The following is a 12,297-nucleotide window of genomic DNA, read 5'->3' as shown; positions in this document are numbered from 1 at the left end:
GTTAGTCCTCCATGCCGAGGTCGATCGTGGTGCCCTCGAAGATCTTGTTGACGGTGCGGACGGCGCACATCTTGCCACACATGGTGCAAGTGCCCTCGGTGGCGGCGGGGGACTCCTCGTAGCGCTTCTTGCCCGTAACCGGGTCGAGCGCGCACTCCCACATGGCGTCCCAGTCAAGCTTGCGGCGTGCCTGGCCCATCTTGTCGTCCATGTCGCGGGCGTGCGGCACCTTTTTGGCGATGTCGGCGGCGTGTGCGGCGATCTTGGTGGCCATGAGGCCGTCGAGCACATCCTGGGCGTTAGGCAGGCATAGGTGCTCGGCCGGCGTCACGTAGCACAGGAAGTCGGCGCCGGAACTGGCGGAGGTAGCGCCGCCGATGGCAGCGGTGATGTGGTCGTAGCCCACGCCGATATCGGTCACCAGCGGCCCGAGCACATAGAACGGGGCATTGTGGCACAGGCGCTTCTGCAGTTTCATGTTGGCGGCGATCTCGTCGAGCGCCATGTGACCCGGGCCCTCGACCATGACCTGGACGCCGGCGGCCCAAGCGCGCTTGCACAGCTTGCCCAGCTCGATCATCTCAGCGGTCTCGGTGGCGTCGTTGGAGTCGTAGAGGCAGCCCGGGCGGCAGGAGTCGCCGAGCGAAATCGTCACGTCGTACTCGTGGCAAATCTCGAGCAACTCGTCGTAGAACTCATAGAATGGGTTCTCGTTACCGGTGACCTCCATCCAGCCAAACAGCAGTGAGCCGCCACGGCTCACGATGTTCATCAGGCGGCCGGTCTCCTTAAAGGTCTTGGTGACCGACTTGTTTATGCCGCAGTGGATGGTCATAAAGTCCACGCCGTCCTCGGCATGCGCGCGCACGACTTCGAACAGGTCGTCCTTGGTGAGCTTGACCAGCGGCTTTTCCATGTAGCCGATGGCGTCGTACATGGGGACGGTGCCTACCATGAGCGGTGTCTCGTCGATGAGCTGCTGGCGGAACTGGCGCGTCTTGCCCGAGTTGGAGAGGTCCATGATGGCGTCGGCGCCAAAGTCCTCGGCGATCTTGACCTTCTTCCATTCCTCGGCGGCATCGGCCTTGTCGCCCGAGATGCCCAGGTTGACGTTGACCTTGGTGGAAAGGCCCTCGCCGACGCCAAAGGCGCGCATGCCCTTTTTGATGTGCACGATGTTGGCGGGAATGGCGATGCGGCCGTCGGCCACGCGCTCGCGGATGTACTCGGGGTCGCGATGCTCGCGCTCGGCGACCTCCTTCATCTGCGGTGTGATCTGCCCGGCGCGGGCGAAGTCGATTTGCGTGACGAGCTTGGGCTCGGTCTGTGTGCTCATTGGCACGGCTCCCTTCGTTGGCATTACCCATATCAGGTTTGCGGGTCAGGGCGGGCGCGCCCAATCTCAGCCTGCCGTCTTGTCCTGCAAGCTCCCCGTTTATGTAATGGGCTCAAGTATAGCTCGAATGGGTACGATTGGCCTAACGAGCGTGCCTGTGGGGAGGCGTACATGGAAGACAAGCATCTATATCGAGAGACGCAATGGGATGTATCGGCCGAGGAAAGCCGTGCGCACCATGGGTTGGTTGCGATTGGTTTTGCGGTGCTTGCCGTGCTGGTGATTGCCTTTTGTATTTGGACGTTCGGCGGTCCTGGCGGCGCTACCTGGGGGTTTGAAGCCGACGAGGGCCTGCCGATTATGACCATGAAAGTTTCTGGTGGCAACACGGTTGCCGCACCGGGCGACTATTGGTATCCGCGCGACGAGTTTGTGCAGCTGCAGCTGAGCGGCGGGTCTATTCCGGGCGAAGAAATCGAACGCGTGACGTTTGATGCGACGCTCAAAACGCTGACGGTGAAGCTCAAAGATCAAGGGGACGTGCCCACGACCATGGACATTGCGCTGACGGAATGGCGCTTGGAGCCCCCGGCGGGCGCTGCGGTATCCGAGGTGGAGCACGTTAAGATTACCTACCAAGATGGCTCGACGAGCGAGATTGCAAAGGCCGATGGCTTGGCGGAGTAATGGGGTGTTTGGAAACGGCGGGCCTATTGTGCCTGCGCGTTCATGAAAACCAGGGTGTTTTTGTCTGAAAGCTCGGGGATGTGCCGATAGCCGATGTTGAATGCGGTGAGTTCGCTTGCATCCTCGAGCTTGTTTTCTGCCATCCACCGCACCATGGAGCCGCGCGCCTTTTTGCTGGCGGTCGACCGTTGGATGGGCTTCCCGTTGCGGATGCCCTCGCCAAAGAGGCATGTGACGGCCGTGGCGTCGTCCGCGAGGTGGGGCAGAACGGCTTTGGCATACTCTACGCTGGCGAGGTTGACGATCGTGGTGTTTGAGCCTGCCGGGGCGATAGCCCGCGCGAGCTTGTCGCTCCAAAACGCGTAGAGGTCTTGGGCATCGTCAACGGCGAGCTTCGCGCCCATCTCCAGTCGATACGGTTCGACGGCATGGAAGGGACGAACGCACCCGTAGAGGCCGGAGAGGATCCACAGATGGTCTTGCAGCCATGCGAGCTGCACTGAATCCATCACCTCGGGTGCCATGCTCTGGTACTGAATGCCGTGATAGGACATGATGGCGGGGGAGAGGTGACGGGCGAGTGCGGGATTGTCGAGATCGCCGTTCCCCAAGATGGGCTCGAACTCATGCAAAATGTCGAGACAAGGGGACAGCAGCTTGTCGCTGACGTTCCACAGAGCTTGTAGGCCGCTGTCGCCTTCGGTTCGTTCGATGTCCAAGAGCGCATGGTGCAGCTGAGCGGTCTCGCGCGCAAAGGGCGGAATCCCCTGAACTTCAAAAGCATCTTGTGCCGCGCGCATTTGCTTGGCGGGTGAAACGATGACCTGGAGCATGAACTCTCCTCTGCCAAAAAAGTCGCGGCGGAATACGGTCTGCGCGAGCCGGTTGAAGGCCAGGTTAGTCCGTATTCCACCGCAAGTTATAAAGGGCTGGTTTGGTGCGCCTTACAAGGGTTGGTTAGGCGCGCTCGAGGAAGGCTTTGTACCCGCGATAGGCCTCGTAGATATCGGCCTTGTTGGCGACCTCCCACAGGGCGTGCATGGACAGGACGGCAACGCCGGAGTCGATGACGTTCATGCCATACTTGGCCATGATGTAGGCAATGGTGCCGCCGCCGCCCGCGTTGACGCGACCGAGCTCACAGGTCTGGAAGTCCACGCCGGCCTCGTCCATGATGTCGCGGACGAGGGCCACGTACTCGGCATCGGCGTCGTTGGAGCCGCCCTTGCCGCGGCTGCCCGTGTACTTGTTAAAGCACAGGCCGCGACCCATAAAGGCCGCGTTCTTGGTCTCGAACTTGCCGGCATAGCCCGGGTCGAAGCCGGCGGACACGTCGGAGGAGAGCATGCGGCTGCGGGCGAGTGCGCGGCGCAGGGCCAGCGGGCTATCCTCGCCGGCGAGCGTCATGATCTCGGCGACGGTGTTCTCGAAGAAGCGGCTCGTCATACCGGTGGCACCCACGGAGCCGATCTCCTCCTTGTCGACGATGAGCGTGATGCTCGTGCGCTCCACGTTGGCGACGTCGATCTGGGCGAGCATGGAGGGGTAGGCGCAGACGCGATCGTCGTGGCCATAGCCCAAAATCATGGAGCGGTCGAGGCCCATGTCGCGGGCGGGGCCGGCGGGCACGACCTCGATCTCGGCGGAGAGGAAGTCCTCCTCCTCGACGTCGTACTGCTCCTTGAGGATGTCCAGGAACATCTGCTTGACGGGCTCCTTGGGGGCGTCCTTGTCGTCCCCATCGAACTTGACGGGACGACCGCCCACGATCACGTCGAGGATCTCGGCATCGACGGCGTCCTTGGCAGGCTTGGACATCTGCTCGCTCGAGAGGTGGATCAGCAGGTCGGAGATGGTAAAGACCGGGTCGTCCGCCTTGTCGCCGATATTGATGTCGACGGTGGTACCGTCCTTTTTGCAGATGACGCCCACGAGTGCGAGCGGGGAGGCTACCCAGTGGTAGCTCTTGACGCCGCCGTAGTAGTGCGTGTCGAGGTAGGCCATGTCGCCGGCCTCGAAGGCGGGATTCTGCTTAAGGTCCAGGCGCGGCGAGTCCACGTGGGCGCCCAGGATGTTAAAGCCCTGCTCGAGCGGGGCGGTGCCCAGGTTGACGAGCATAAGGTCCTTGCCGTGGTTGGCGGCGTACACCTTGTCGCCTGCCTTGAGCTCGCGGCCCTCGGCGATCACGGTCTCCAGGTCGACGTATCCCGCCTCCTCGGCCATCTTGATGCCGGTCTTGACGCACAGGCGCTCGGTCTTGTTCTCGCTCAAAAACTGCTTATAGCCGCGGCAAAGCTCCTCGAGCTCCTCGACTTGCTGTGGCGTGTACTTTTTCCATGCGCAGGGACGCTCCATGACGCAGGCTCCTTTCGGATCGATTGTGCTGGTTGATGTACCGTGAGCCATCGTATCACGCGCGGGCCCGCGGCGGCAGGGAAGCCTGATGTGCGGTGGCCGCGGGGCGGGGAGCGTGTAAACTGGTGTGAGCAAACCGTGCCCAGCCCAAAGCGAGGTATTCAATATGTCTGACAAGCGCCGCACCTTTGCCGTTATCGACGGCAACTCGCTCATGCACCGCGCCTTCCACGCCGTGCCGCCCACCATGAATGCGCCGGACGGCCGCCCCACCAACGCGATCTTCGGCTTTCTGAACATGTTTCTCAAGATGATCGATGCCTTTAACCCCGACGGTGTGGTCGTGGCGTTTGACAAGGGCAAACCGCGCGTGCGCATGGAGATGCTGCCGCAGTATAAGGCGCAACGCCCGCCCATGGACCCCGATCTGCATGCGCAGTTTCCGATGATCAAGGAGCTGCTCACCGCGCTCAACGTGCCGATTCTGCAGTCCGAGGGCTGGGAAGGCGACGATATCCTGGGAACCATGGCGCGCCTGGGTGAAGAGGCCGGCTGCGACATGCTGCTGGTGACCGGCGACCGCGACATGTATCAACTCGTGACCGAGCACGTCAACGTGGTCTCGACCCGCAAGGGCCTGTCCGACGTGGCGATCATGACGCCCGAGAGCGTGGACGACCTGTATCACGGCATTACGCCGGCGCTCGTGCCCGATTTTTACGGTCTAAAGGGCGATACGTCGGACAACATTCCCGGCGTACCGGGCATCGGCCCCAAAAAGGCGAGCGCGCTCATCGCACAGTACGGCAGCTTGGACGAGGTCATCGCGCATGCCGACGAGGTCAAGGGCAAGATGGGCGAGAACCTGCGTGCGCACATCGACGATGCGCTGCTGAGCCGCAAGGTCGCAACCATTCGCACCGATGCGCCCGTCGAGCTCGACTTTGACGAAACGTCCTTCCCGGCGTTTTCTGCCGACGAAGTGTCCGCGGCGCTGGGCACACTTGGTATCACCGCCATGCAGAACCGTTTCTTGGCGCTGGTCGGCGGCGAGGGCGGGGCTGCTGCTGCCTCCAGTGTGGTTGAGATACCTGCTATGGTTCGCGCAGCCGCCGGCGATGCCGACGCGCTTGGTGCCGTTGCGGCTGAGGTCTCCCGCGCGATTGATGCCGGCGAGTGGGTCGCCGCCGTGGTGGACGACGACAAGGAAGAGGGCGCGCTCTTTGGACTGACGCGCACGCTGTGGTTGGCGACGTCCAAGGGCCTGTTCGCGCTCGAGGAGGGCGACAGCTGTGCGGCGGCTGAGGTTGAGGGCTTCAACTTCGTTCACGGCGTGATTGCCGGCGTGCTCGCGCGTCTGTTTATGGAGGGTCGCGTGGCGAGCCCGGATATGAAGGCGCTGTTGCACGAGCTTTCGCCCGTCGATTCTTCTGAGCCCGAGCTCATGGATCCGCTCGCTACCGATTCCACGCGTATCTTCGATACCGTGGTCGCTGCCTATCTGCTGGATTCCGATCGCTCCGAGTTCGATGAGGCATATCTTGCCGATACGTATCTGCAGATGGCGCTGCCTGCGGCGCGCGGCGCAGAGGGTGCCGGTGAGGACGCTCCGGCGCCTGCCGCCCGTACTGCGGCTCTGACGCTGGCGCTCGTGGCACCGTTGCGCGAGTGCATGGCCCGTGAGAATGCCGCCAACGTGTTCGATGGCATCGAGATGCCGCTCGTTCCGGTACTTGCCAAGATGGAGCGCGCGGGCATGCTCGTGGACCCCGACCGTCTGCACAGTCTGTCCGAGGGTCTGGCGACCCAGATTACCGAGGTTGAGCGCAGTATTCGCGACCTGGCGGGTGACGAGACCTTTAATATTGGCAGTCCCATGCAGCTGTCGCACGTGCTCTTTGATGTGATGGGGCTTCCGACCAAGGGCCTCAAGAAGACTAAGCGCGGCTATTATTCGACCAACGCCAAGGTGCTGAGCGACCTTGCGCGTGACCACGAAATCGTGCGTCTGATCTTGGACTGGCGTGAGAAATCTAAGATCAAGTCCACCTATCTGGACACGCTGGGCCCGCTACGCCGTGGTGACGGTCGCGTACACACTACGTACAACCAGACCATCACGGCAACGGGGCGTCTGTCCTCGAGCGACCCGAACCTGCAGAACATCCCGACGCGCTCGGAGCTGGGTCGTACCGTCAAGACGGCGTTTTCGGCAGGCGAGGGAAGCGTCTTTTTGGCGGTGGACTACTCGCAGATCGAGCTGCGTCTGCTGGCGCATCTCTCAGGTGACGAGCACTTGGTGCGCGCCTTTAACGAGGGCGAGGACTTCCATGCCGAGACGGCGGCGCGCGTGTTCGGTGTGCCGGTGTCCGAGGTAACGCCCGACCTGCGCAGTCGCGCCAAGGCCGTGAACTTTGGCATCGTGTATGGTCAGCAGGCCTACGGCCTGTCGCAGTCGCTGCATATCTCGATGGCCGAGGCACGCGACATGATCGACCGCTACTACGAGGCCTACCCGGGCGTGCGTACGTTCCTCGACAACGTAGTGGCGCGCGCCAAGCAGACGGGCTACGCCGAGACCATGTATGGCCGCAGACGCCATATTCCCGAGCTCAAGGCCAAAAACCCGCAACTCCGCGGCTTTGGCGAGCGCACGGCCATGAACCACCCCATGCAGGGAACCGCCGCCGACATCATCAAGATCGCCATGGCCCGCGTAAGCCGCCGCCTGGAAGAGGAAGGCTTTGCCGCCCACATGATCCTGCAAGTGCACGACGAACTGGACTTTGAGTGCCCCATCGACGAAGTCGAGCGCCTAACCACCATGGTCCGCGACGTCATGGAGCACGTCGTAGACCTCCGCGTCCCCCTAATCGCCGAAGCCAGCACCGGCATAACCTGGGCCGACGCGAAATAGGGAAGTGCCCACAACCCCAAAGTAACCAAAACAGAGGGGAGCCCCTTCCAAAAAGGGGCTCCCCTCTGTTCAAATAAATTCAGCCAAGTATCTAGACACTCAAGAGGCCATCTTGGCGGCAAGCAAAGTCAACATGGCCATGCCCGGGGCCGACCGCTTGATTTTTGTAGATTCCGCACGAGCCGAAGAGCACTAAATGTGCTCTTCGTGCGAGCCCAGGACTTGACCGAGCAAAAATCAAGCGGTCGGCCCCGGGCATGGCGACGGGATAGATTAACGAGCCGCCAAGATGGCGTCGATGAGCGTCAGTACGCCCCCGTCGTTGTTGCTCGGAATGCGCCACTTGGCGTGCGCGTTCATGTGCTCCTCGGCATTGTCTACGATAAAGCTTTGACCGACGCGCTCCAGCATGGGGATGTCGTTGTACGTATCGCCCACGGCGGCGGCGTCGGCAATATCGATGCCCAGGTGTTCGCACAGGTGCGCGACGCCGGCGCCCTTGTCGACGCCCAGGTTCATAAAGTCGATCCACTCGCGCCCGGCGTTGGTGACGTAGAGCTTGTCCGAGAACTCGGGACTATAGGTCTCGCGGAAAGCGGGCTCGGCGTCGTAGCCGGGGAAGAAGACCGAAATCTTGTTGGACTCGAAATCAATGCCATCAAAGCTGTCGACGTAGTTGATTGTGTTGTAGTAGACGCTGATCTCGTCGTGGTATTGATGGTCGCGGGCAAGCACGTAGAACTCGTCGAAGCAGCAAAGGACGGGGACAGCGCGCGGATCCTCCGAGGCACGGCTCAAGACCTGCTGATACAGCTCCACGTCAATAGTGCTCTTATAGATATAGCTGCCGCGATAGATCACGCACGCTCCGTTGTCGGGACAAAAGGCGAGGCGGTTCTTGACGCCCTCGAACATCTCCTCGAGCTTGGGGGCGGGACGTCCGCTGGCGGGGCAGAATACGATGTCGGCGTCGGCGAGCTTGTCTAGGCGCTCATCAAGACCCTGGGGCAGCACGCGCTCGTCGGTCAGCAGCGTCTTGTCCATGTCGACGGCGAGAATCTTAATGTTTCCGATATTGGCGTCCGATTCGTAAGTTTGCATAAAAGCGAGCCTTTCGTTTCGAGATTGTTTCAGACGTTATAGCCATCAATTCGTAGTCGGGCGTATTTTCGCAGGAACGGAGCGTATTTGCACCACGCTTCACAAAGTAATGAAAAAACTTTTCAGAAATTTGAATTTGTCGCTTGTGCTGCGGGCACTTTAGCGTAATATAGCGACCATCGAAAACGGAGACGGAAAAACAACCGCTTACCGAGGAAAAGGTACCGTTTACGATATTAGAATTGCGCCCGGCGATAGGTGAAAGGAGAGGCAGATGCAGTTCGTAACGATCATCACCACTGCAGACAATGCCATCCGACGCCAGCGCGCAATTTCCCGACGACGATAACAATCGTCTCTGTCCGCATGGGGCGAATTGCCTCAACAGAGTCATTTTGAGGTCGTTGGGTTTTAGCACGACATTGCTGCATGTTTCTAGGGCATGTATGTGCTGATTTTTGCTATTTAACCTGATATTGCACGGTATATGACCTTGAAATGACTTGCAACTGACCGATGTTCTAACTAGCTACCAAGGGCGAAAGGAAACAGCCATGAGCAAGGAAAAAGTCGTTCTCGCATATTCCGGTGGTCTTGATACATCCGTATGTGTCAAGTGGCTCCAGGACGAGAAGAATCTCGATGTCGTTTGTGTCTGCGGCAACGTGGGCCAGGAAGAGACCGAACTGGATGCCAAGAAGCAGAAGGCGCTCGACCTGGGCGTTCTCGATTGCCAGGTGCTCGACCTGCGCGACGAGTTCTCCGATGAGTTCCTGACCAAAGCCATTGCAGCAAACTCCATGTACGAGAACAAGTATCCGCTGCTCTCCGCTCTTTCCCGCCCGCTGCTTGCCAAGAAGCTTGTTGAGGTCGCCCACGAGTTTGGCGCGACCTACGTCGCCCACGGCTGCACCGGCAAGGGTAACGACCAGGTCCGTTTTGAGGCCGCCGTCAAGGCCCTCGACCCCGAGCTCAAGGTTATCGCCCCGGTTCGCGAGTGGGACCTGAAGTGTCGCCCCGACGAGGTCGCCTATGCCCACGCCCACAACGTGCCGGTTCCCGAGGGTGCCAACGACAACCCCTACTCCATCGACGACAACCTGTGGGGTCGTGCCATTGAGTGCGGTCACCTGGAGGATCCCTGGAATGAGCCGCTCGACGACGCTTGGGTTATGACCAAGAATCCCGAGGACACCCCGGACACCCCGACCTACACCGAGATTGAGTTTGAGGCCGGCAAGCCCGTCGCCGTCGACGGCAAGAAGATGAAGCTCTCTGAGATCGTCATCGCCCTCAACAAGATCTCCGGCGACAATGGCTTTGGCCGTCTCGATCTGGTCGAGGATCGCCTGGTGGGCCTTAAGAGCCGCGAGTGCTACGAGGTTCCCGGCGCCCTGACGCTCATCACCGCCCACAAGGCGCTCGAGGACATCTGCGTCGAGGGCGACCTGCTCAAGACCAAGATCAAGCTCGAGCAGGATTGGGCCACCGCCGTGTACAACGGCCAGTGGTACAGCCCGCTCAAGAACGCGCTCGATGCCTTTATGGCCGACACGCAAAAGTTCGTGACCGGCACTGTCCGTCTGAAGTTCTTTAAGGGCAACTGCCATGTCGTCGGCCGCAAGAGCCCCTTCAGCCTCTACGACTACGGTCTGGCTACCTACGACCGCGACACCACGTTTGACGAGAAGGCCAGCGCCGGCTTTATCGAGATCGATACGCTGTCGCTCAAGACGTGGGCAAAGGTCCAGGGCCCCAGCTCTGCTGCTGCCCAGGCCTAGCGCCTCCTTCCCTTGGTATCCGCGCGGCCCATCCGCGTGATACATAACGGGCGCACGGGGTCCCTACCTTTCGTTATGCTTGCTGACACTTCTTAACATCGGTGGCCCCTACGTTCCGCCCGCATATATGATGCCGCGTCTGCGGCTGAGTCCGAGCCCCGCCGGGGTTGTCCGGCGGGGCTCCTTCTATCAATTTGGCGGCTCTGTGCCTATATATATGAGGAGTATCCATTATGTTCAATGCTATCGCGCATGCTTTGCTTGCCCTCGCGCCCGAGTTCGATGCTGTAAGGGTCGAGGACGTTCCTATGAGCCTGAAGGCCTGGATCGATGGTTCGCAGGGCAACATCCGGAGGGAGACGTTGGGCGCCAAGTGCATGGTGCGTCACTTCTTTGCAAATTAGCCACATGGCCCCGCGCGCGGCAGGGAGTGTGTAAAACTAGCGGTTGATAAATCGCTTTAGCGACAGGGCACATTGCTTTGGACGCTTGTTTTGGTATTTGGAGAAAGGAGACGGTTCCATGGCTCTTTGGGGCGGTCGTTTTGAGGCGGGCGTGGCCGAGGTCACGCAGGAGTTTGGCGCGTCGCTGCCGGTCGACAAACATCTCTATAAGCAGGATATCGCCGGCTCTAAGGCGCATGCCAAGATGTTGGCCGCCCAGGGCATCATCAGTGCCGAGGACGAGCAGGCGATTGCCAAGGGCCTGACCGGAATCGAACAGGATATCGATGCCGGCAACTTTACCTTCGACATCAACGATGAGGACATTCATATGTCCATCGAGAGCGAGCTGACGCGTCGCATCGGCGAGGCTGGCAAGCGCTTGCATACTGGGCGTTCGCGCAACGACCAGGTGGCGACCGATACGCGCCTGGGCGTCAAGGCGCTGGCCAAGGAGCTCATGGAGGCCAATCTTGAGCTGCGCCATGTGCTGGTGGATGCGGCCAAGAAGTACGACAAGGTGATTCTGCCGGGCTACACGCATATGCAGCACGCTCAGCCCGTGCTGCTCTCGCATCATCTGCTGGCGTATTTCTGGATGTTCGCGCGCGACTTTACGCGCCTGAAGGCCGCCTTTGATGCCGCCGACAACTGCCCGCTTGGTGCTGCCGCGCTTGCCGGTACGAGCTATCCGCTCGATCGCCAGATGACGGCTGCCGAACTTGGCTTTGCGGGCGTGATCCCCAACTCGCTCGATGCGGTTTCCGACCGTGATTTCCTGCTCGATCTGCATTACGCCGGATCCGTCATGGCGATGCACCTGTCGCGTCTTTCCGAGGAGATCGTGCTGTGGTCGAGCTCCGAATTTGGCTTTATCACGCTTTCAGACTCCTACTCCACCGGCTCGTCTATCATGCCGCAGAAGAAGAACCCCGACTTTGCCGAGCTTATCCGCGGCAAGAGCGGTCGCGTGTACGGCAACCTGGTGCAGCTGCTGGTAACCATGAAGGGCTTGCCGCTTGCTTATAACAAGGACTTGCAGGAGGACAAGGAGGGCGCGCTCGATACCGCCCATACGCTCATGCAGTGCCTGTCCGTTATGGCCGGAATGATTTCGACTTGGACCGTCAACGAGGATGCCATGGCGCGCGAGTGCGGCGTGGGGCACCTTGCCGCCACCGATGTTGCCGATTACCTGGCCAAGCGTGGCCTGCCGTTCCGCGAGGCACATGCCGTGGTGGGCCATCTGGTCCTGATGTGCGAGAAGCGCGGCTGCAATCTTGAGGACCTGCCGTTTGAGGTGTTCCAGGAGGCAAGCCCGCTCTTTGAGCGCGACATTACCGAGGCGCTCGACATCCCGTCGATTGTCGCCGCGCGCACGACCGAGGGCGGCACCGCCCCTGCCGCCGTTGCCGTGCAGCTTGATCGCGCCGAGGCACAGCTCGTGGCTGACGAGGGTGTGTTTGGGTCACTGACTAAGGTCGTCGAGATGGGCCACGGGGTAAAGTAGGGATTTGGCTGAAGCCGTTTTGGCCATTTATTGATAAATCGTTTTCACTTTACGGGCGCCTGCTGATGTGGGCGCCCGTATTTTGTTTAAAGGCTTTAGCCTGTGCGGGGCGCGCAGCGCGCCGCATCAGAAACCACCCGCTATGCGGGTGGGGACAACCGGCTTTA

At 60.6% G+C, this 12,297-nt stretch carries 9 protein-coding genes; 5 read left to right on the top strand and 4 right to left on the bottom strand.

The window, feature by feature from the left end:
• Nucleotide 1: 1 nt before the first annotated feature.
• Entirely contained in the window at nt 2–1,336 is a 1,335-nt protein-coding gene (thiC, locus tag ABHT90_RS05960; RefSeq protein WP_346981934.1) for a phosphomethylpyrimidine synthase ThiC, read from the bottom strand.
• A 171-nt stretch (nt 1,337–1,507) separates the two neighbouring features.
• Between thiC and ABHT90_RS05955 the strand changes: the two genes are divergently transcribed.
• The gene (locus ABHT90_RS05955; protein WP_138112207.1) at nt 1,508–2,023 is read left to right on the top strand and encodes a hypothetical protein; all 516 of its coding nucleotides are present in this window, start codon (nt 1,508–1,510) and stop codon (nt 2,021–2,023) included.
• 23 nt (nt 2,024–2,046) lie between these two features.
• Here the strand turns inward: ABHT90_RS05955 and ABHT90_RS05950 are convergent, their stop codons facing one another.
• Together ABHT90_RS05950 and ABHT90_RS05945 are read right to left on the bottom strand one after the other, a co-directional pair.
• Nucleotides 2,047–2,856: a YaaA family protein gene (locus tag ABHT90_RS05950; RefSeq protein WP_346981933.1), complete on the bottom strand. Its 810-nt coding sequence runs from the start codon at nt 2,854–2,856 to the stop codon at nt 2,047–2,049.
• Nucleotides 2,857–2,980: 124 nt separating this feature from the next.
• Entirely contained in the window at nt 2,981–4,378 is a 1,398-nt protein-coding gene (locus ABHT90_RS05945; protein WP_138112211.1) for an aminopeptidase, read from the bottom strand.
• A 166-nt stretch (nt 4,379–4,544) separates the two neighbouring features.
• Between ABHT90_RS05945 and polA the strand changes: the two genes are divergently transcribed.
• Nucleotides 4,545–7,295, top strand: a complete 2,751-nt coding sequence (polA, locus tag ABHT90_RS05940; RefSeq protein ID WP_138112213.1) for a DNA polymerase I — start codon at nt 4,545–4,547, stop codon at nt 7,293–7,295.
• Nucleotides 7,296–7,568: 273 nt separating this feature from the next.
• Here the strand turns inward: polA and ABHT90_RS05935 are convergent, their stop codons facing one another.
• Nucleotides 7,569–8,396, bottom strand: a complete 828-nt coding sequence (locus tag ABHT90_RS05935; protein WP_346981932.1) for an HAD-IIB family hydrolase — start codon at nt 8,394–8,396, stop codon at nt 7,569–7,571.
• Nucleotides 8,397–8,950: 554 nt separating this feature from the next.
• Here ABHT90_RS05935 and ABHT90_RS05930 point away from each other — a divergent pair.
• The 3 genes from ABHT90_RS05930 (at nt 8,951) to argH (ending at nt 12,130) form a co-directional block, all read left to right on the top strand.
• Entirely contained in the window at nt 8,951–10,177 is a 1,227-nt protein-coding gene (locus ABHT90_RS05930) for an argininosuccinate synthase (protein ID WP_346981931.1), read from the top strand.
• A 233-nt stretch (nt 10,178–10,410) separates the two neighbouring features.
• Complete coding sequence (locus tag ABHT90_RS05925; protein ID WP_161144721.1) at nt 10,411–10,581, top strand: hypothetical protein; 171 nt, start codon at nt 10,411–10,413, stop codon at nt 10,579–10,581.
• 118 nt (nt 10,582–10,699) lie between these two features.
• Nucleotides 10,700–12,130, top strand: coding sequence for an argininosuccinate lyase (gene argH, locus ABHT90_RS05920; protein WP_346981930.1), 1,431 nt, complete (start codon nt 10,700–10,702; stop codon nt 12,128–12,130).
• Nucleotides 12,131–12,297: the final 167 nt, after the last annotated feature.

Source organism: Collinsella aerofaciens, assembly GCF_039758815.1.
Taxonomy (GTDB): Bacteria; Actinomycetota; Coriobacteriia; order Coriobacteriales; family Coriobacteriaceae; genus Collinsella; species Collinsella aerofaciens_BP.
The sequence above is the reverse complement of the archived record's forward strand: the minus strand, read 5'-3'. Positions and strand labels throughout refer to the sequence as shown.